The organism is Pelagibacterium sp. H642 (assembly GCF_031202855.1).
Lineage (GTDB): Bacteria > Pseudomonadota > Alphaproteobacteria > Rhizobiales > Devosiaceae > Pelagibacterium.
The window spans coordinates 1,027,754-1,048,335 of sequence record NZ_CP101829.1 but is presented as its reverse complement, the minus strand read 5'-3'; the positions used below and the strand labels follow the sequence as shown (position 1 = coordinate 1,048,335).

General features: G+C 65.6%; 18 protein-coding genes. 8 read left to right on the top strand and 10 right to left on the bottom strand.

The genetic code is table 11. The features are described 5' to 3' along the window. Window positions 1–68: 68 nt before the first annotated feature. Both NO934_RS05190 and NO934_RS05185 read left to right on the top strand, forming a co-directional pair. A complete protein-coding gene (locus tag NO934_RS05190) occupies window positions 69–278 on the top strand; it encodes a cold-shock protein (RefSeq protein WP_309162729.1) in 210 nt (69 codons plus the stop codon). A gap of 45 nt (window positions 279–323) precedes the next feature. Then, window positions 324–536, top strand: coding sequence for a hypothetical protein (locus NO934_RS05185; protein ID WP_309162728.1), 213 nt, complete (start codon window positions 324–326; stop codon window positions 534–536). Between the two features lie 9 nt (window positions 537–545). Here the strand turns inward: NO934_RS05185 and NO934_RS05180 are convergent, their stop codons facing one another. The 6 genes from NO934_RS05180 to NO934_RS05155 form a co-directional block, all read right to left on the bottom strand. Continuing rightward, window positions 546–1,058: a DUF1697 domain-containing protein gene (locus NO934_RS05180; protein WP_309162726.1), complete on the bottom strand. Its 513-nt coding sequence runs from the start codon at window positions 1,056–1,058 to the stop codon at window positions 546–548. Next, the gene (locus NO934_RS05175; RefSeq protein ID WP_309162724.1) at window positions 1,055–2,029 is read right to left on the bottom strand and encodes a zinc-binding dehydrogenase; all 975 of its coding nucleotides are present in this window, start codon (window positions 2,027–2,029) and stop codon (window positions 1,055–1,057) included. Before NO934_RS05175 ends, NO934_RS05180 begins: the two co-directional genes overlap by 4 nt. Window positions 2,030–2,031: 2 nt before the next feature. Continuing rightward, window positions 2,032–2,898: an aldo/keto reductase gene (locus tag NO934_RS05170; RefSeq protein WP_309162723.1), complete on the bottom strand. Its 867-nt coding sequence runs from the start codon at window positions 2,896–2,898 to the stop codon at window positions 2,032–2,034. Window positions 2,899–3,032: 134 nt separating this feature from the next. After that, entirely contained in the window at window positions 3,033–5,018 is a 1,986-nt protein-coding gene (locus NO934_RS05165) for a PhoX family phosphatase (protein WP_309162722.1), read from the bottom strand. A 171-nt stretch (window positions 5,019–5,189) separates the two neighbouring features. Next, the gene (dld, locus tag NO934_RS05160) at window positions 5,190–6,875 is read right to left on the bottom strand and encodes a D-lactate dehydrogenase (RefSeq protein WP_309162721.1); all 1,686 of its coding nucleotides are present in this window, start codon (window positions 6,873–6,875) and stop codon (window positions 5,190–5,192) included. Window positions 6,876–6,941: 66 nt separating this feature from the next. Beyond that, window positions 6,942–7,466 (bottom strand): dihydrofolate reductase family protein, encoded by a 525-nt coding sequence (locus tag NO934_RS05155; protein WP_309162719.1) that lies wholly within the window; start codon window positions 7,464–7,466, stop codon window positions 6,942–6,944. A 45-nt stretch (window positions 7,467–7,511) separates the two neighbouring features. On the opposite strand from NO934_RS05155, the gene NO934_RS05150 reads away from it, so the two are divergent. Further along, window positions 7,512–8,075: a TetR/AcrR family transcriptional regulator gene (locus tag NO934_RS05150; RefSeq protein WP_309162718.1), complete on the top strand. Its 564-nt coding sequence runs from the start codon at window positions 7,512–7,514 to the stop codon at window positions 8,073–8,075. Here the strand turns inward: NO934_RS05150 and pcaF are convergent. From pcaF to NO934_RS05135, 3 genes are read right to left on the bottom strand one after another with little or no spacing between them, the layout of a single operon-like run. Continuing rightward, window positions 8,072–9,277, bottom strand: a complete 1,206-nt coding sequence (pcaF, locus tag NO934_RS05145; protein ID WP_309162717.1) for a 3-oxoadipyl-CoA thiolase — start codon at window positions 9,275–9,277, stop codon at window positions 8,072–8,074. The two genes, NO934_RS05150 and pcaF, sit on opposite strands and share 4 nt — an antisense overlap. Window position 9,278: 1 nt before the next feature. Further along, the gene (locus NO934_RS05140) at window positions 9,279–10,058 is read right to left on the bottom strand and encodes a CoA-transferase subunit beta (protein WP_309162715.1); all 780 of its coding nucleotides are present in this window, start codon (window positions 10,056–10,058) and stop codon (window positions 9,279–9,281) included. 1 nt (window position 10,059) lies between these two features. Next, entirely contained in the window at window positions 10,060–10,905 is an 846-nt protein-coding gene (locus NO934_RS05135) for a CoA-transferase (RefSeq protein WP_309162714.1), read from the bottom strand. 653 nt (window positions 10,906–11,558) lie between these two features. Here NO934_RS05135 and pcaQ point away from each other — a divergent pair. Continuing rightward, window positions 11,559–12,476 carry a pca operon transcription factor PcaQ gene (gene pcaQ / locus NO934_RS05130; RefSeq protein ID WP_309162713.1) on the top strand — a complete coding sequence of 306 codons (918 nt, stop codon included), beginning with the start codon at window positions 11,559–11,561 and terminating at the stop codon, window positions 12,474–12,476. Window positions 12,477–12,594: 118 nt separating this feature from the next. Further along, complete coding sequence (locus NO934_RS05125; RefSeq protein WP_309162712.1) at window positions 12,595–14,094, top strand: anion permease; 1,500 nt, start codon at window positions 12,595–12,597, stop codon at window positions 14,092–14,094. Here the strand turns inward: NO934_RS05125 and NO934_RS05120 are convergent. Beyond that, entirely contained in the window at window positions 14,084–14,605 is a 522-nt protein-coding gene (locus tag NO934_RS05120) for an NUDIX hydrolase (protein ID WP_309162711.1), read from the bottom strand. The two genes, NO934_RS05125 and NO934_RS05120, sit on opposite strands and share 11 nt — an antisense overlap. A gap of 151 nt (window positions 14,606–14,756) precedes the next feature. Here NO934_RS05120 and NO934_RS05115 point away from each other — a divergent pair, with 151 nt between their 5' ends. The 3 genes from NO934_RS05115 (at window position 14,757) to hrpB (ending at window position 20,294) form a co-directional block, all read left to right on the top strand. After that, window positions 14,757–16,268, top strand: coding sequence for an ATP-binding protein (locus NO934_RS05115; protein ID WP_309162710.1), 1,512 nt, complete (start codon window positions 14,757–14,759; stop codon window positions 16,266–16,268). A 433-nt stretch (window positions 16,269–16,701) separates the two neighbouring features. Next, window positions 16,702–17,616 carry an ROK family protein gene (locus NO934_RS05110; protein WP_309162708.1) on the top strand — a complete coding sequence of 305 codons (915 nt, stop codon included), beginning with the start codon at window positions 16,702–16,704 and terminating at the stop codon, window positions 17,614–17,616. Window positions 17,617–17,804: 188 nt separating this feature from the next. Continuing rightward, window positions 17,805–20,294, top strand: coding sequence for an ATP-dependent helicase HrpB (gene hrpB, locus NO934_RS05105; protein ID WP_309162707.1), 2,490 nt, complete (start codon window positions 17,805–17,807; stop codon window positions 20,292–20,294). The last annotated feature ends 288 nt before the right edge of the window (window positions 20,295–20,582 follow it).

The window sequence follows — 20,582 nt, the reverse complement described above, 5'->3', positions numbered from 1 at the left end:
CTCTTGCGCCACCGGTCGGTTCGCACGCATGTCGCGTGCGGATATTCGCCACTTAAAAGGATCCGACGATGATCACTGGCAAAGTTAAATTCTTCAACACCACCAAAGGCTTCGGCTTCATCCAGCCCGATCAGGGCGGCCAGGATGCGTTCGTGCACATTTCCGCCGTCGAGCGCTCGGGCATGAGCACGCTGACCGAAGGTCAGGCCGTGAGCTACGATCTGGAAAAGGGCCGTGACGGCCGTTCCTCGGCGGTCAACATCCGTCCTGCCGAATAAGCATGAGGGCCGCCGCAAGGCGGCCTTTTCATTTTAAGGATTAGTATGTCCACCGCACCAAAGATGAGCACGCGCGAAAAGCTCGCCGAGCGCGAGGCGCGTGAAAAGGAAGCTCTCCGCCTCGAAGAGGTCGCCTTGGAGGCGACCCGCGCCAAGACGCTCCGCCTGCGCGCCCTGCGCCTGGAAAAAGAGCGGCAGGAGCAGGCGGTAAAGCCCCGCCTCGCCGGCAAGCGCGGCAGCGCAAGGAAGAAGGCGTAGCGCCCGAGTTCAGAGCGTCGCCGCCATCTCCGCCAGTCTGGCGATGGTGTTGATATTGCGCGCCGTCCCCTCCTTTGCGGCCGGAATTTTAAGCTTCGATCGCCCCATCCCCGAGCCGTAGGCGACATAGATCTCTCGCCTGCCCAGCCGCACCTCCTCATCGGTGCGGTCGCGCACCGTATCGAGCGCCTCCTTGGCCGGCTTTTGATTGAGAAAGATCGCCACCGTCCAGTTGGGCTTGGCGTCGGGAAACGGATTGTCGGCCAAAACCTGCGCCATTTCCGCCGCCGTGCGCACATGCACGCCCACCGGCTTGCCGGCATAGGCTTCCAGGCGCTTTTCCAGCCCCTTGCGCACCTCGGCTTCCGAACGCTCGGCGGTAAACACCACATTGCCGCTCGCGATATAGGTGGCCACCTTTGCGAACCCCTCGGCCTCGCACATGGCCCTGAGTTCGCTCATCGGCAGCTTGCCCGTGCCGCCAACATTGACGGCCCGCAACAAGGCAACAAAGGCGGTCATGGCCGCAGCAGCACCTTGCCCTTGCGCCCCGGCTCCTGTGCGGCGGCAAGGGCGTCCCGATAGTCGGCCAGCTCATGGATTCCATCTACATCGAGCGGCAATTCGCCCTTGGCGGCGAGGGCCACCAGCTCGCCCATCATCCGCCCCCGCTCGGCTTCGGGAAATTCCCCGATTGCCCTCGCGCCCCAAAAGCCCTTGATCGCAAGCTGCTTGAAGATGATCGGCCCGGTCTGCAGCTCCATTGGGTTGCCGCCCACCGAACCGAACACCACCAGCGTGCCCTTGTAGCCGAGCAGGTCTGCCATGCCGTCGACGACCTTGCCGCCCACCGAATCCACCGCCGCCCGCGCTCCGTCCTCGCCGACGATCTCCCGCGCGCGGCTCACCCAGTTCTCCGTGTCGGTGGAAATCACCGGCGCCATCCCCAGCGCCTCGAGCTCCGCCACCGCCTCGGCCCGGCGCACCAGGCTCAAAACCTTGATCCCGCGCGGCCGCGCCAGCTTGGCCACCAGCTTGCCCACGGCGCCATTGGCCGCGTTCTGGATCAACCAGTCACCGCTTTCGAGCTTGAGCCATTCGAGCAGCGCAATCGAACTGAACGGCATGGCCACCAATTGCGCCGCCGCCTCGTCGGGGATCGCCTCTGGCACCTCCATCAGTCCCGCCGCGCGTGTCAGATACGCACCGGCCCAGGTGCCGTTGCCGCTCGCCACCGCCCGCTTGCCGATCCAGCGGTCCTCCACGTCCGGCCCCACGGCCGCGACCCTTCCAACCGCCTCACTGCCGCCGATCGCCGGCAGATCGGGCTTGTAGCCATAGCTGCCGGCGATCGTCCAAAGATCATGGTTGTGGATCGGTGACAACAGCGTTTCGACCAGCACCTGCCCGTCCGCCGGCTGGGGCGTTTCCACCTCGGCAACCCCGAGCACGTCGGCGGGCGTCCCGAATTTTGAATATTGCAGCGCGCGCATGCTCAACCCTTCCGCCCGGCCGCGTCGAGCGCGGCGAAATCGTCGTCGGACAATTCGATTTCCGCCGCCGCCACGTTCTCTTCGAGATGGGCGACCTTGGATGTCCCCGGAATGGGCAGCATCACGGGGCTGCGCTTCAACACCCAGGCGAGCGCGATCTGCCCCGGCGTCGCCTCATGCCTTTTCGCCACCTCCTCGAGCACGCCGCCGGGCTTGGCGAGGTTCCCCGCCGCCAGCGGGAACCAGGGAATGAACCCGATCCCCTCCTTCTCGCAATATTTGAGTACCTCTTCGCTCTGCCGGTCGACGAGGTTATACCGGTTCTGCACCGTGGCCACCGGAAACACCTCCCGCGCCGCCTCGATCTCCTCGATCGACACCTCGCTCAGCCCGGCATTGGCGATGATCCCTTCATCGAGCATCGCTTTCACCGCCGCGAACTGGTCGCCGCGCGGCACGCGCGGATCGATCCTGTGCAATTGCCACAGCCCGATCTGGCTCAGCCCGAGTCGCTTGAGGCTCCCGCGCGCCTGTCCGATCAGATAGTCGGGCATCCCATTGGGCGCCCAGCGGTCCGGTCCAGGCCGGGTCAGCCCCGCCTTGGTGGCGATCAGCATGCCCTCATAGGGATGCAGCGCCTCGTTGATCAGTTCCTCGGAAACATCGGGTCCATAGGAATCGGCGGTGTCGATGAAGTTGACGTCAAGCTCGGGCAGGCGCTTGAGCGTTTCCAGGCATCCTTCGCGGTCAGCCGGGGGTCCGAAAATCCCCCGCCCGGTGATCCGCATCGCGCCATAACCCAGCCGGTTGATGGTAAAATTGCCGATGTTGAAGGTGCCAGATTGCGCGGCGGTGGCTTGAGTCGTCATGGGGCGATTCCTTTCTCCTCAATCACTTTAGCCTAGCCTTTGCGACCGGGAGATGGCCACCCGCCGCGTCCATCAAAAGCAGAAAGGCCGGCACGCACCGCGCACCGGCCTTCCGTCACCTATGAGGCAGGGTCTTAGCCCATGCCGATCTTGCCGCCATCGGCCTTGGTGATCGCCACGACCGCCGGGCGAACCGGCATGTCGTCGCGGAAATCCGGCCAGCGGGTGGACAGATCTTCGTAGTAGGACGGACGGCCATGGCCTTCCCAATCCTCGCCGCCATCGGCCGGATGCTGAACCGCCACAAAGAAGGTGGTCAGGTCCGGGGTCGGCAGCGGGCCGCACATTTCCGCGCCGACCGGGACGCGGTAGAACAGCTTGGACGTGCCGCGGGCATCGCCTTCGGTGTCCACGGCCCAGAGACCATCGGTCCGGCCGGTGTCGGTGGGGTTGTTGCCGTCGGTCGAAACCCAGAGCCGGCCTTCGCTGTCGACTGCCGCGTTGTCGGGCATGCCGAACCAGCCGTTTTCGGTCGTCGCCGTCGAGAAGGTCGCGCCCACTTCGGCGATCGAGGGATCGCCGCACTGGAGCAGGATTTCCCAGGTGCCGGTCGTCGCCGCGAAGTCACCGCCATCCTCGTGGATTTCGATGATGTGGCCGAAGGCGTTCTCGGCGCGCGGATTGGCGGCGTCGACCTGCTCTTCGGTGCGGCGGGTGTTATTGGTCAGCATCACATAGACGCGGCCGTTCGAACCATTGGGTTCGATGTCCTCGGGGCGGTCCATCGGAGTGGCACCCAGAAGATCGCCGGCCCGGCGGGTTTCGATCAGCACGTCCGCCTGGCTTTCAAAACCGTTCTCGGACGTCAGCGGGCCCTCGCCATGGACCAGCGGCAGCCATTCCATGGAGCCGTCTTCGTCAAAGCGCGCCACATAGAGCGTGCCGTCATCGAGCAGGTCCATATTGGCTTCGCGGTTGTCGGGGTCGAAAGTGCCGTTGGTCACAAATTTGTAGACATAGTCGAAGCGCTCGTCGTCACCGGTATAGAACACGACGCGTCCATCCGGGGCGACAATGGATTCGGCGCCTTCGTGCTTGAAGCGGCCCAGCGCGGTGCGCTTCTTGGGCGTGGAATTGGCATCCATCGGATCGACTTCGACGACCCAGCCGAAACGGTTCATTTCGTTGGGTTCCTTGGAAACATCGAAGCGGTCGTGGAAATTGCCCCATTCATAGCTGTTGCCCGGAGCGCCGAGGCGTTCGTAATTGGCGGCTTCCGCATGACCCTCGGGCAGCTCACCCATGAAATAGCCGTGGAAGTTCTCTTCGGCCATGAGGTAAGTGCCCCAGGGCGTGGTGCCGCCAGCGCAGTTGTTGAGCGTGCCGCGCACGCGGGTGCCGGTGTCGTCCTCGCTGGTCTTGAGGCGATCATGGCCGGCAGCCGGGCCGGTGATTTCCATTTCGGTTTCGCCGGTGATGCGGCGGTTGTAGGGGCTGCCCTCGACGCGGCGCCACTTGCCATCCACCTTTTCGATTTCGACGACAGACCCGCCATGGGCCATGATCTCGATATTGACCTGCTCTTCGGAAAGCGGACCCTGCTGCGGCTCGCCATCGACGATGGTGACCAGCCCCGGGAACATCAGGTGGGCGTTGGTGTATTCGTGGTTGACCAGCAGCAGGCCGTGTTCCGAGGAATCCTCGAGCGGCACATAGCCGACATAGTCGTTGTTGTAGCCGAACTGCTGCGCTTGCGCTTCGGCCGTCTGCGCGGTCGGGTCGAATTCGGGCGCGCCATTGACGACGGCATCGCCCCAGCGCAGCAGAACGTCGGCATTATAGCCCTCGGCCACGTGATGGTCGGCATCGACACCAGCCGTCACTTCGGGGAACGAGAAGGCGGAGGCTTCCTGCGCGCGGGCCTTCTCGGCCGTCAGCAGCGCCAGGGGGCTGACCGTAGCGGCAATCGCCGTGGTCGCCAGCGAACCCTTCAGAAACCCGCGGCGCGAAAAGCGGCGGGAGATCAGTTCGCCCATCGTGGGGTTGGAAGTGGGATTGGTCGGAGCGAACTCGGCGTCTTCAAGTCCCTGCGTGGGGAAGGTCGGTTTATGCTCGTTCATCGAAAAGCCCTAACTCTTGAATGGTTGAGGGCTCATGGGCGGGTGTGAGGCCAATTTCCATGAGCGTCCGGAGAGCGAAAGATGTGTGATCCACCTCGCTGCAGCAGGACGCTATTGGGGCCTCATAACACTGTTATGACATTACACAACCGGCGGACTCCAGTTTTCTCCTCACGCCCACTCCCGCTTCTTGCTGGTCTTCCCGATCCCCGGATTGAACGTATTGGTGGGGTCCAGTCCGCGATAAAATTCCTCCAACGCCGGCTTGGCGGCATAGAGATGCCCCACATTGTGCTCGGCCGGATATTCCGCCCCGCGCGCGTCGAGCAGTTCGAGCAGCCGCGCCTTGATGGCGTCCACATCGGCACCCTTTTTGACCATATAGTCCTGGTGCAGCACATGGCAGAAAAAGTGCGCGCACACCGATTTATACGCAAGTTGCGCCTCGAGTTCGGGCGGCAGATCCGGCAGCCAGTCCGTCTCGTTGCGCGGCAGCGCCACATCGAGGGCCAGAAGGTCCTCCACCTCGTTTGGATGCACGGCCCGATACCGCCCTCCGGCGCCTCCAAACGCGAACCGGTGCAGGAAGGCATCGGCCCCTTCCTGGGGCGTGCACTCGAAATAGTCCCCGCTCGCGGAGGGAAAGATTTCCTCGAAATAGGCGCGAGCCTCGGCGATACCCTCGCCCCCCATCCGGATCATCAGATGGTGCTCGAACCGCTCGCAATAATCGTTCATCCGCCTGGGCAGATGTTCGGGCAACAAGCCAGTCACGAATTGCACGATCCGGTCCGAGACCGCCCCGCCCAGTCCCAGCTTCTCGGTGATCCCATCCACCCAGCTCTTGATGGCATAGGCCGCCGGCACCCTGTCGGTGCCCAGCAGCTTGATGATGAGAAAAACGTCCTTGCCGTATTTTCGCGTCAGCCGGTATGCGTCGCGATGCAGATATTCCCCTGCGATCGGCAGATGCTCGAACCGGCTCAGCATGTCGCGCCGGATCCGCGCCAATTCCCCTGCATCATTGCTGCCGATATAGAACACCTGCGTGTTCGTATCGGCGGCAAAGGTGTCGAGCCTTAAAGCAAACACCGCGAGCTTGCCGGCGCTCCCGGAAGCCTCGAACAGCTTTCGCGGATCGGCGTTGAACCGGGCAGGGGTCTCCGATTCAACATCGCGAACATGGATGTGGTAATCATGATCCGATGCCCGCCGATTGCCCTCGGGCGCGATATCGCCCTCGGTATATTGTCCCGCATCGAGCCGCGACAGGATGGTTTCCGCATCCTCGCCCAGATCCACCCCCAGATGGTTGACCAGCCTGAGCTGCCCGTCCGCATCCACCTGCGCGAACAGTGCCAATTCGGTATAGGCCGGCCCGCGCTGGATCAGTGAGCCGCCCGAATTGTTGCACACCCCGCCCACTACGGACGCCCCGATGCAACTCGACCCGATTACCGAATGCGGCTCGCGCCCGATGGCGCGCAGCGTCTTTTCCAGCCTGTCGAGCGTCGCCCCCGGCAGCGCGATCACCTGTTCGCCGCCCCGGATCAGGTCGACCCGCGCGATGCGCATGACGTTGATGATGACGATCGGCCGGTCATATCCGTCCCCGAACGGCGTCGATCCGCCCGTGATCCCGGTATTGGCCGCCTGCGCGATGACGATCACCCCCGCCTCGACACAGGCCTTGAGCGCCCGCCACTGCTCCACAAGCGTTCCCGGCCGCACCACCGCCAACACCTCGCCATCCCCATAGCGATACCCCTTGCGGTATCGCCGCGTGGCGCGGTCCCCCACCAGCACATGGCGGGGGCCGGTGATGGAGCGGAGGGTTGCGATCAGCGTATCGGTCATAGGGCGGGTCCAAATCATTGCGCCGCGAACGATACAGCCGCAGCGCCAGAATGGAAGGCCCTGCACTCAGAACCGGTAGTGCAGCCGCACGCAGCCCTTGTCGATCGCCTGGGCGCTGATCAGCGTGGGCGACGCCCGGAAGCCGGTCAGCGGAAACAGCGATCGCCCGCCGCCCAGCATTTCGGGGATGATATAGATCTCGATCTCGTCCAACGCCCCGCGCTCGAGAAACGCCATCTGCAATTCCCCGCCGCCCAGCATCCACACATCGCCATCGTCCAGCGCCCGCAATTCGGCGATCAAGGCATCGACGTCGCTACGGACCTCCAGCGGTCCTTTCGGATTTTCGATCGGCCGCGAGGTGACAACGATGGTCCGCTTCTCGCCATAAGCCCAGGGCGAGCTTTCCCGCTCAATGAAATCATAAGTGCCGCGCCCCATCACCACGGTGCGGATGCCCTTGATGAAGGTGCGATAGTCGTGCTCGCCCAGGTCCATGTCGTCATATTTGTAGAGCCAGCCCAGATCATCGTTCCCATCGACTATCAGGCCGTCCAGACTGGCCGCGATATATCCCACGATTTTCGCCATGATCTTCTCCTTGCTTTATAAACGAACGTACGTTTATATTGAGTCATGGCTAGACGCAAGACGATCTCCGACGAGCAGATTCACGACATCCTTCTCGATACGATCCTGGAAACAGGTCCAGCGGGCCTGACCTTCGCCCGCGCCGCCGCCGATTGCGGCTTGGCTCCGGCGACCCTCGTGCAGCGCTATGGCGATCGGGAAGCGATGGTGCAGGCCATCCTGCTGAGGGCCTGGGATGTGCTGGACGCGGAAACCGAGGCAGCCGACGCCGAAGAAGAGAGTTCTCCTCAAGGTGCCATCGAAGTGCTGATCCGGCTGATGCCCACCGATGTCGCAGAGCGCAACGCGACGGACGGGTTGTTGCTCTTGCGCGAGGATATCCGCAATCCTGCCCTGCGCGCCCGCGGCGCGGCCTGGGGGCGGGCACTCGTCAAGGCGCTCGGCCGCCGTCTTTCAAATGATCCCGAGCGCGGAGAGCGTCTGGGCTGGCAGATGGCCAGTCTATGGCAGGGCGCACACACCTGGTGGGCTTTCACCCAGGACGAGCCGGCAGAACGCGCCATTCGGCGCGTCCTTGAACAATGGTTGCGGGATATGAAGGTGGCCTAAACCGCCTCCAGCCCCGCAGCGATTCCCTGCCCGACACCGATGCACATTGTCACCAGCGCCCGCTTGTGTCCCTTTAGGCTCATCTCCAGCGCTGCCGTGCCCGCGATCCGCGCACCGCTCATCCCCAGCGGATGCCCCAGCGCGATTGCCCCGCCATTGGGGTTGACGTGCCCGGCATCCTCGGCGATCCCCAGCCCCCGCAGCACCGCGATGCCCTGGCTCGCAAACGCCTCGTTGAGCTCCACCAGATCGAAATCGGTCGCCTTGATGCCCATCCGCGCGGCAAGCTTTTCCGAAGCGGGCAGGGGGCCGATGCCCATCACCCGCGGCGGCACGCCCGCCGTCGCCCCGGCGACGACCCGCGCCAGCGGCGTCAGCCCATACTTCTTGACCGCCGCTTCGCTCGCGATGATCAGCGCCGCCGCCCCGTCATTGACGCCCGAGGCATTACCCGCCGTTACCGTCCCGCCCTCTTTCTTGAACGGCGTCGGCAATTTCGCCAGCGCCTCCATCGAGGTCGCCCGCGGATGCTCGTCGCGATCCACAACAACAGGATCGCCCTTGCGCTGCGGAATGGTCACCGGCACGATCTCTCGCGCCAGCCGCCCGTTCTCCTGCGCCGCCGCCGCCTTGTTCTGGCTGCGTAGCGCAAACGCGTCCTGGTCCTCGCGCGAAATCTTGTAGTCTTCCGCCACGTTCTCCCCCGTCTCGGGCATCGAATCCGAGCCGTAGAGCTTTTGCATCAGCGGATTGACGAACCGCCAGCCTATGGTCGTGTCGTAGATCTCCGCATTGCGCGAAAACGCCGTCTCGGCCTTGGGCATCACGAACGGCGCGCGGCTCATCGATTCCGTGCCGCCCGCGATCATCAGTTCGGCCTCGCCCGCCTTGATCGCCCGCGCTGCCGTCAACACCGCATCCAGTCCCGACCCGCACAGCCGGTTGATCGTGGTGCCGGTCACCGTCGCCGGCAATCCCGCCAGCAACAGGCTCATGCGCGCCACGTTCCGGTTGTCCTCGCCCGCCTGATTGGCGTTGCCGAAGATCACGTCCTCGACCGCCTCGAAATCGACGTTGGGGTTACGCTCGACCAGCGTCTTGAGCACCAGCGCTCCGAGATCGTCCGGCCGCACCTTGCTCAGTGCCCCGCCGAACCGCCCGATGGGCGTGCGAATATAGTCGCAAATGTACGCTTCAGCCATTTTACGCTGCCTTCCCGCCCTCATGGGCGCGCTTGGTCCGCTCCTGCAGATCGCGCAGGGTCTTGAGTTCCAGTTCCGTCGGGGCAGGGGTCTCTTCAAGATCGTCGGCGTATTTCACCGTCCACCCGCAGGTCTCCTGCACCATCTCGCGCGTCACGCCCGGATGCAGCGAAACCACCGTGAACTCCTTGGTCACCGGGTCGGGTTTCCAGATCGCGAGGTCCGTGATCAGCAGCGTCGGCCCCTTGGTCTTGATCCCCAGCCGCTCCCGGTGGTCGCCGCCCTCGCCATGCCCGAACGAAGTGAAGAAATCGATCCTTTCCACCATCGAGCGCGTCGCCTGCTTCAAGGTGATGTAGATCTCCCCGCACGAGGTCGCGATCTCAGGCGCCCCGCCGCCGCCCGGCAGCCGGACCTTGGGCTTGTCGTAATCCCCGATCACGGTGGTATTGATGTTGCCGAACCGGTCGATCTGCGCCGCGCCCAAAAACCCGATCGAAATCCGCCCGCCCTGCAGCCAGTAGCGGAACATCTCGGGCACCGAGACGGTGGTTACCGCCGTCTCGCACAATTCCCCGTCGCCGATCGAAAGCGGCAGCACATCCGGTGCCGTCCCGATCGTCCCGCTCTCGTAGATCAGCGTGATGTCGGGCGCATGGGTCAGCCGCGCCACATTGCACGCCGCCGACGGCGCCCCGATGCCCACAAAGCACACATCCTTGCTCGTCAGCGCCCGCGAGGCTGCGATGGTCATCATTTCATTGGGTGTAAAATCGGCCATCTCAAAGCCCCTTCACGCGCTCGGCGAACACCTCGGGCGTCGCCTTCAAAACGTTCTCGTCCATCCATTTGCTGAACAGTTCGCGATCGGCCGAAACCTTGTCCCATTCCAGATACGCCGCGTTGTCGCGCGCATAATACCCATGGGTATAGGAGGGGTGCGCCCCGCCCTTGACCACCGCGATCGCCGTCACCGTCCAGTGCGGTAATACTGTCAGATTGGGATGCAGCCCCTCGAAATCGGGCACCACCTCCTCGACCGTCACCACCACCCTTTTGGCCGCCAGCGCCGCTTCCTTTTGCACGCCGACAATGCCTTCGATCAGCACGTCGCCCTTCTCATTGGCCTTTTGCGCATGAATAAAGGTCACGTCCGGCCGGTGGGCCGGAATGGCTGCCAACTCCTCGCCGGTGAACGGGCATGTAACCGATTTGATGTCGGGATTGACCTTGGGTAGGTCGGCGCCCTTGTATCCGCGAAACACCGCGCAAGGCAGCCCCGCCGCCCCCGCCTCATAGGCGTTCGCCATCGCCGCATGGGAGTGTTCCACCGTCTCGATGGTGCGCGGATACCCGTTCTCAATGGCATCGCGCATCCGCCGCAACAGCCCCACGCCCGGATTGCCCGCGTAAGAGAAGATGACCTTCTTCGCCATCCCCATGCCGATCATCTGGTCATAGATCACATCGGGCGTCATGCGGATCAGGGTCAGATCCTTGAACCCCTGCCGGATCACCTCATGCCCCGCCGCATGCGGGATCAGATGCGTGAACCCCTCAAAGGCGACAATATCCCCATCCTTGAGATTTTCCCGCACCGCCTGCTCAAGCGGCATCATCTTGCTCATAGCACTCCATCCCGGATACATAACCGATGCTGCAATAAACACTGGCGCGCGAGCAGGGTAAAATGATAAATTGAGGACGATGTATAACGAATGTGAATACTTGCGCTTTGGAGAATCCTGCCGAAACGCCGCCACAAAGCTACCCTTCTCCCCTGGTGGGAGAAGGTGGCCGCGAAGCGGTCGGATGAGGGGGGCTCTGAGCTTGCGACAACAACAGCCCTCGGCAATTTCCCGACCGCCGCCACAAGCTCCCCTTCTCCCCTTGAGGGAGAAGGTGGGCCGGCGAAGCCGGGTCGGATGAGGGGTGCACAGCGCTTGGGAGAACAACCAATGTTGGCAACCCGCAATCTCAGCGCCCCCCTCATCCCCGGCCCTTCTCCCACCAGGGGAGAAGGGGGCTCTTGGGGGAGCGTTCGGGCATTCACAAGCACGGTAGTCGCATTTGCCCTCTTACCCTTCTCCCCTGGTGGGAGAAGGTGGCCGCGAAGCGGTCGGATGAGGGGGGCGCTGAGCCTGCGTCGACAGCAGCCATCGGCAATTCCCGAACCGCCGCCCCGAGCTTCCCTTCTCCCCTCGTGAGGGGAGAAGGTGCCCGAAGGGCGGATGAGGGGTGCGCCGCGCCTGCAACAATCACCCGAGACAGATGAGCCCCCATGCCCTCCATCGACCCCCGCATAAAACTCCGCCACCTCTCGTGCTTCATTGAAACCAACCGTCAGGGCGGCGTCCTCCCCGCTGCCGAAGCCTTGGGCCTCACCCAGCCGGCGGTTTCCAAATCCCTTGCCGAACTCGAAGTCATCCTCGGCGTCGCGCTGTTCGATCGCTCCCGCCGCAAACTGGCTCTCACCGATTTCGGCGCCCTGTTCCTGCGCCATGCCAATGCCGCCATCGGCGCCTTGCGCCAGGGAATCGATTCCGTCTCGGCCGCCCGCAGCGCCGATGCGGTGGTCCGTCTCGGCGCGCTGCCCACGGTCGAGGTCGAAGTGGTCCCCCAGGCGGTTGCCCGCTTTTCGGCCGGCCCGCTCGCCTGCCGCGTGCATGTGGAAAGCGGCCCCAGTCCGCACCTGCTGAGCCTGCTGCGCGCCGGCGCCATCGATTTCGTCGTCGGCCGCATGCCCGCTCCCGAGGTCATGGCCGGCCTCTCGTTCGAGCATCTTTATTCCGAGCCGCTGGTCCTCGCCGTCCGCCCCGGCCACCCGCTGCTGGGCGACCCCGAGCCCATCCTGCGCACCATCGAGCCGTTCCCCGCGCTCGTTCCCCCGCGCGAGGCCATCATCCGCCCCACCGTCGAATCCATCCTTCTTGCCGCCGGCATCGCCCGCCTGCCGCGCGAGATCGAAACGGTTTCCAACTCGTTCTCCCGCGCCTACGCGCTGTTGACCGATGCGGTCTGGTTCATCTCCCGATCGGTCGTCGCCGCCGATCTTGAAACCGGTGCGCTGGTCGCGCTCCCCGTCGATATGACCGCCAGCTTCGGCGCCATCGGCATCACCACCCGTGGCGGGAGCGAGCTGGACCTGCCCACCGCCGCGCTCGTCGCCTCTGTGCGCGAGGTTGTCGAGAACCGCTGACGACAAAGAGGATCGACGCCAGCCGGTTTTGCGTTGTCCTGCCACCAAACTGCCCTGTGGCTATCGCTGGCCGATTTGCGCTATGGCGTGCATGCGCTGAAAAAACGAAAGAGGCTCAATGCCCAAATCCGCCATCGATAAGGACCTCGAACGTGTCGGCGAACTCGCCAGTGGCACCGACGCCATCGCCCGCGCCATGGCGGCGCCGGGCATCGCGCTGGTCTTCATCTTTGCGACGCTGATCTGGGCTGCGTTCTCGGTCCAGGCCGGCCCGTTCGGCTATCTGGTGGTCGTGGCCACGGCGCTCGCCGCCTATATGGCGCTCAACATCGGCGCCAACGATATCGCCAACAATATGGGCCCCGCTGTCGGCGCCCGGGCGCTCAGCATGGGCATGGCGCTGGCGCTCGCCGCCATATGCGAAGCGGCCGGCGCCTTTTTTGCCGGCGGCGACGTGGTCGAGACCATCTCGCGCGACATCATCGCCACCGGCACGCATCTGGAAACCGTGCCCTATGTCATGGTGATGATCGCCGCGCTCCTGGCTTCAGCGCTCTGGGTCAATCTTGCCACCTATATCCGTGCCCCGGTCTCAACCACCCATTCGGTCATCGGCGGCATCGTGGGTGCCGGCATCGCCGCCGCCGGCTTTTCGGCGGTCGTTTGGCCCACCATACTGGCCATCGGCACCGGTTGGATGGTTTCGCCCGCCGTGGGCGGGCTGTTTGCCGCCCTCTTTCTGGCGATCGTTCAATATTCGGTGCTCGAGGCGACCGACCGCGTCCGCGCCGCGCGCCTGTGGGTGCCCGTCTTCGTTTCGGCCATGGCCGGCATTTTCACCGCCTATATGGCACTGAAAGGTCTCGATCGCGTCTGGGCGCCGCCATTGCCCATGGTGGTTTTCATTTCCCTCGGGCTGGCCCTTCTGGCCTGGGTTCTGGCCCGCCCCTGGATCGAAGCGCGCACCCTGGGCATGGAGGATTCCAAAAAACAGATCGGCAGCCTGTTCCGCCTGCCGCTCATCATTGCCGCCGCTCTGCTGTCTTTCGCCCATGGCGCCAATGACGTCTCCAACGCCGTGGGCCCCCTGGCGGCCATCGTCGAGGCCGTGTCGGCCGATCCGGCCAGCACCAATCCGGTGCCCCAATGGGTCCTGGCCATCGGTGCCCTGGGCATTGCCTTCGGGCTGGCCCTGTTCGGCCCGCGCCTCGTCCGCACCGTGGGCGAGGGGATCACCCGGCTCAACGAGATTCGCGGCTATTGCGTGGTGCTGGCAACCGCAACGACGGTTCTGATCGCCGCCGCGCTGGGCATCCCCATCTCATCGACCCATGTTGCCGTCGGTGCCATTTTCGGGGTGGGCTTTTTCCGCGAGCGCATGACCAATGGCTCACTCTACCGGCCGGTGGTCAGCCCCGAAGGCGTTTTCCTGCGCACCAGCCATCTCAACCCCACGCCCGAGGCTGCCGTTGCGAACTACCACAAGCGCCGCCGCCGCTTGCTGGTACGCCGCCGTCACGTGGCATCGATCTTTGCCGCCTGGATCATAACAGTACCGGCCACGGCCACCCTCGCCGCCCTGATCTATGCCGCCATGCGCCTGGTCTTTAGGCTTTAGCGCCCTGCGGCAGCCCCGGCAGCGTTCTCGATGGCACGCCCTCGCTCACCCGGCCTGCCTTGGCCTCGCGCTGGCCCAGCGCCACGGCCACGTCGGCCAGCCCTTCATGGGTGATCAGGCGCCGCGCTTCGGGCAGCACGGCCCAATGGCGGTGCCGCTGCCCGCTTTCCTTCCAGTCTTCCCGCTGGCCGGTGACCAGCATGGGAAAGATCTCCACTTCCACCGGGCGCGGCCGTTCCGGCGTCACCGGAAGATAATACCGCCCGATCGGCGTGGTTTCGATCTCGCCCTCGACGCCTGCCTCTTCCCAGGCCTCGATCGCGGCGGTTTCCCACGGCGTCTTGCCTTCCATCAGCCGTCCCTTGGGGAAGATCCATTTGCCCCGCCCGCGCGAGGTGACCAGTAGCACCACCAGATGCCCGTCCACGATCACATAGGGCAGGGCGCCATATTGCGGCCCGTCGAGATCGACGGGCTTGCGGCCAAACAGCGAGAGGAGGCGCCTGAACATGGTATAATCCTAGCCCCATGCCGTGAGTCGGCAAAGCGGCAAGCTGGTGAATATCTTGCTGGCGGGGTTGTTCCGCGCCCCTTGCCCGATGTTAAGATGCGCACGCGTTCTTCCGCGCGAATCTTTCTCGCACCCCCGATAGGCACAGGCGATGACCGTCGAAATCGACATGGGCACGACAAATACCGGTACGCCGGCCCGGCTCGATCTTGAGGAGCTTCTGGCCACGCGCCTGCTGGTCCAGGGCAATTCCGGCTCGGGCAAGTCGCACCTTCTGCGGCGCCTGCTCGAACAGAGCGCCCCCTGGGTGCAGCAATGCGTCGTCGATCCGGAGGGTGATTTTGTCACCCTTGCCGACAAGTTCGGCCATGTCGTGGTTGAAGCCGATCGCTCCGAGCACGAGTTGACCCGTATCGCCGGCCGCATCCGCCAGCACCGCGTCTCCGTCGTCCTCTCCCTCGAAGGGCTCGAGGCGGAAAACCAGATGCGCGCCGCCGCCGCTTTCCTGGGCGGGCTTTTCGATGCCGACCGCGATTTCTGGTATCCCATGCTGGTCGTGGTCGATGAAGCCCAGCTCTTTGCCCCCGCCGCCGGTGGCGAAGTCTCCGATGACGCGCGCAAGCTCTCCCTCGGCGCCATGACCAATCTGATGTGCCGTGGCCGCAAGCGCGGCCTCGCCGGCGTCATCGCCACCCAGCGCCTGGCCAAGCTCGCCAAGAACGTCGCCGCCGAAGCGTCCAACTTCCTTATGGGCCGCACCTTCCTCGATATCGACATGGCCCGCGCCGGCGACCTGCTCGGCATGGACCGCCGCGGCACCGAGATGTTCCGCGATCTGCAAAAGGGCAATTTCGTCGCGCTGGGCCCCGCGCTCTCGCGCCGCCCGCTGCCCATCAAGATCGGCACTGTCGAAACCAGCGCCCGCTCCACCTCGCCCAAGCTGATGCCGCTCCCCGAAACCGGGGCCGACGCGGCCGATCTGATCTTTACCCCCAGTCCCGAGGAAGAGGTTCGCCCCCTCCCGCGCCGCGCCGTGCAACCCGCTCCGCGCCCCACCGCCGATATCCTCGCGCAACTGAGCCAGCCCGTCCCGCGCGCCGAGCCCGAACCGGCAACGCTCTTCCCCGAGATCGACGAAGCCGAGCGCGCCGCGCTGATCGATGCAGTGCTGGCCGAAATCCTGGAGGATCCCGAGGCCTCCTTCCGCTCGGTCGCCGTGCTCTATCAGGATTTCCTCGTCCGCTGCCGCATCCGCCGCGTCCCCGGCACCCCGCCGGACCTCAACGAGTTCAAGCGCCGTTTCGCCGTCGCCCGCGCCGGGGTGGATACCGATGCTGCCCAGTCCGATGGCTGGCAGGCCGCCCTCGACCTCGCCAAGACCCTCCCCGAAGACGTGCAGGGCGTCTTCCTCATCGTCGCCCGCGCCGCTGTCGAAAAGCTTCCCTGTCCGTCCGACGCGACCTTGGCCCGCGCCTACGGCTCCCACTCCGCCTCCCGCGCCCGCCGGCTTTTGACCTATTTCGAGGACCGAGGCCTCATCGTCCTGCGCGAGGACTTCTCCGGCCGCCGCATCGCCGCCTTCCCCGACCTCGCAGCAGAGACCGCCCCCGGCGACCCCAACGCCCCCGCCGAAACCCCCGACGGCCGGGCAGCGGCGGAGTAGGCGTCTTCCCCACCGAAAGGGCGGATGAGGAGATAGTGGTCCCGCTGCACCCCGTTTGCGTGGCCGCCTCAGCACATCCCTCGCCCTCAACCCTTCTTCGCTCATTGGAGCGATTGACGGTCTAGCTCCCCTCGAAATCCCTCACGAGGGCTCTTGTTCAGAGTTCGAGTTTTTTACCGCAATGCCGCCCCGGGCTCCCTTCTCCCCTGGTGGGAGAAGGTGCCCCGACGGGGCGGATGAGGGGGGCGCCGAGTCTGCGACACACACCCTCGCCAAAATCTGTCCGCACTCTCTCCAACTCGTCGTCCTCGAGCTTGACCCGGGGACCCGCAAGGCCTCCACGTCCCTCAGCAGGCGTGCATTCCTCCAAATTCTCCGCTTTTTCCGAAATCGCCCCCTTGCGCCGCCGCCATCCCCCGCTACCTTCGCGCCCATGATCCTCGCACTCGATATCGGCGGCAGCGCCATCAAGGCCGCCTGGGCGGATGAGCCGGACGCCATCACCCCGATGGGCCGCATCGAAACCCCGCGCACCGATTTCGCCGCCTTCGTCGAAACCCTGCGCGGCATTCTCGCCGCCATGCCCAGCCGTCCCGAGGCGGTCTCGATTTCCATCTGCGGCGTCACCGATATCGAAACGGGCCGGATGATCTGCGCCAACGTCCCTTGCATCGATGGCCGTCTCCTCGATGCCGAACTCCAGGCCGCCCTCGGCCTGCCGGTCACCGTCGCCAACGACGCCGATTGCTTTGCGCTGGCCGAAGCCGGGCTCGGGGCAGGGCTGGGGCACGACGTGGTCTTCGGCATCATCCTGGGCACCGGCGTGGGCGGTGGTCTGGTGGTCGATAACCGGCTGGCCAATCGTCGCGGCGGCTATGCGGGCGAATGGGGCCATGCCACAATTCTCGCCACCAGCGCCGGCACCCCGCCGGTCGAAATCCCCCATTTCCCCTGCGGCTGCGGCCGCGCCGGGTGCGTCGATACCGTCGGCGGCGCGCGCGGGGTCGAAAAGCTGCATATGCACCTCTCCGGCGAAGCCCGCGACAGCCGCGAGATCGTCGTGGGCTGGGCCGGCGGAGATCCCGCCGCCACCCGCACCATGGAGATCTATGTCGATCTCATCGCCGCCCCGCTGGCGCTGGCGGTCAATATCACCGGCGCCTCGATCGTCCCGGTCGGCGGCGGCATGGCCGGCGCGCCCGGCCTCATCCCCGCGCTGGACAAAGCCGTGCGCTCGCGCATCCTGCGCCAGCTCGATCGCCCCCTGGTCGTCCCGGCCCAATGCGCCCTCGAACCCGGCCTCGTCGGCGCCGCCCTCCTGGGCCTCGACCGCTTCGCCTACGCTTGAGGCCCAGGTAGTCACCCTTGCCTCTCTTCCGGGCTTGTTCCCGGAATCAAACAATCCCCCAACGGGGTCACCCCGGGGCTTGCCCCGGGGCAAGGTATACGCGCCGCTCCCGGCTTCTTCCCGCCCGCGAAGCGCCCAGCACAAGCGCCCCCCTTGCACCGCGGCCCAAATCCGGTGACATACGCCCCATGCACCCCGCCGCCCCGCTCCCCATCGACGCCGTTCTCCCCCAGCTCGCCGATGCGCTCGCGTCCCACACCCGCGCCGTCCTCGTCGCCCCGCCCGGCGCCGGCAAGACCACCCGTGTGCCCCTCGCGCTTCTCGAAGCGCCTTGGCGCGGCGATGGCCGGATCGTCATGCTCGAACCGCGCCGCCTCGCCGCCCGCGCCGCCGCCCGCCGCATGGCGCAGACGCTGGGCGAAGAGGTCGGCCAAACCGTTGGCTACCGCGTCCGCCTCGATACAAAAGTCAGCGCCAGAACCCGCATCGAAGTGGTCACCGAAGGCGTCTTCACCCGCATGATTCTCGACGATCCGGAGCTGACCGGCATCGCCGCCGTGCTGTTCGACGAATTCCACGAACGTAGCCTGGATGGCGATCTCGGCCTCGCCCTCACTCTCGATGCCACCGCCCTGCGCGAGGATCTGCGCATCCTCGCCATGTCCGCCACCCTCGATGGCGCCGCCGTCGCGAACCTGCTCGGTGACGCCCCGGTTATCGAAAGCGAAGGCCGCGCCTTCCCGGTCGAAACCCGCCACATCGTCCCCGATCCCAACGCCCGCATCGAGCAGGTCGTCGCCTCGGCCACCCGCCGCGCCCTCAGTGAAGAGCAGGGCTCGGCGCTGATCTTCCTTCCCGGCCAGGCCGAAATTCGCCGCACCGCCGAAGCCCTCGCCACGATCGTCGGCCCCTATACCGACATCGCCCCCCTCTACGGCCAGTTGACTCCCGCCGAGCAGGACCGCGCCATCCAGCCCGCGCCAGAGGGCCGCCGCAAGATCGTTCTGGCCACCGCCATCGCCCAGACCTCGCTCACCATCGAGGGCGTCAGGATCGTCATCGATTCCGGCCTCTCCCGCCTGCCGGTCTATGAGCCCGATACCGGTCTGACGCGGCTGGAAACCCGCCGCGTCTCCCGCGCCAGCGCCGACCAGCGCCGGGGCCGTGCCGGCCGCACCGAGCCGGGCGTCTGTTACCGCCTCTGGCATGAAGGCCAGACCGCAAGCCTCATCCCCTTCGATCCACCCGAGATCCTGCAGGCCGATCTCACCGGCCTCGTCCTCGACCTCGCCGGCTGGGGCGTCACCGATCCGGCAACGCTGGGCTTTCTCGATCCGCCCCCAGCCCCCGCCTGGTCCGAAGCTGTCGCCCTGCTCAAATCCCTCGATGCCCTCGATGCCGGCGCCCGCATCACCCCGCACGGCACGTTGCTCGCAAAACTCCCGCTGCATCCGCGCCTCGGCCACATGATCGCTTTGGCCGCCGCCGAAGGCACCGCCATGGACGCGGCGCTCCTCGGCGTCCTTGTCGGCGAACAGGGTCTCGGCGGCACCTCAACCGATCTCTCCGCCCGCTTCGACCGTCTCCGCCGTGACACCTCCAGACGCGCCACCGAAGCCAAATCCCTCGCCGCGCGCTGGGCCAAAGCCGCCGTGAGCACAAGGCAGCCCACTCCTGGGGTAGACCGAGCCGTCGTCGGGGCAGGGGAGGTCTCCGGCGTCGATCTCGGCCGCCATCTTGCCCGCGCTTATCCCGATCGCGTCGCCCAGCGAACCGCCCCCGGCCGCTTCCGCCTCGCCAATGGCCGCCAGGCGCGGCTTGATGAAACCGACAGCCTCGCCCGCGCCCCCTTTCTCGTTGTCGCGGATATGACCGGGTCCGCCGCCAGCGCCGTGATCCGAGCGGCAATCCCCATCGACCGCGCCACGGTCGAAGAGGTCTTTGCCCCCCACATCGAAACCGTGATCGATCTCGCCTTCGATCCCGCCCCCCGCGCCGTCCGCGCCCGCCGCCAGCGCCGCTATGGCGCCCTGCGCCTCGAAGACGCCCCCGCCGCCATCGACGACCCGAACGCCCCGAAAATCCTCGCCGCCGGCATCGCCCAACTGGGCATCGGCAAGCTCCCCTGGTCCCGCGACCAGCGCACCCTGCGCGACCGCGCCACCTTCCTCCACCAGACCCTGGGGCAAGATTGGCCCGATCTTTCCGACACTGCCCTCGCGCAAAACGGAGCCGCCTGGCTCGTCCCCCACATCGCCGGCCTCTCCCGGCTGGACGCCATCACGCCCGACCACCTCTCCGCCGCGCTGTTCGATCTCCTCCCCTGGGACCGCCGTTCGGAAATCGACCGCCTCCTCCCCTCCCATTTCGACGCCCCTTCGGGCAGCCGCGTCCCCATCGATTACGCCGCCGAGAACGGCCCGATCCTCGCGATCCGGGTGCAGGAGCTTTTCGGCCTCGACCAGCACCCCGCGATCGCCAACGGCAAAATCCCGCTCCTCCTCTCGCTCCTCTCCCCGGCCCACCGCCCCATCCAGACCACTAACGATCTCCCCGGCTTCTGGCGCGGAAGCTGGAAAGACGTCGCCAAGGACCTGAAAGGGAGATATCCGAAACATTATTGGCCCGACGACCCGCTCGCGGCCCAGGCAACCAACCGGGCAAAGCCGCGCGGCTAAATCGAGACATCACGGCAGTCCACAACCCCCGCGCACCCCTCATCCCCAACCCTTCTCCAATAGGACAGAAGTGGCCCTTGCGGCAGCGCCAGTGCCAATCTTCCTTCTCCGTTCAGGGGAGAAGGTGCCCCAGAGGGGCGGATGAGGGGCGCTGCCTCTGCCTAAGTATCCGCGCTGATGTAGTCCCCTTTACCCTTCTCCCCTGGTGGGAGAAGGTGGCCGCGTAGCGGTCGGATGAGGGGGGCGCCGAGCCCACAAGGAACACAACGGGTCGCGTTCTGCCCCAAC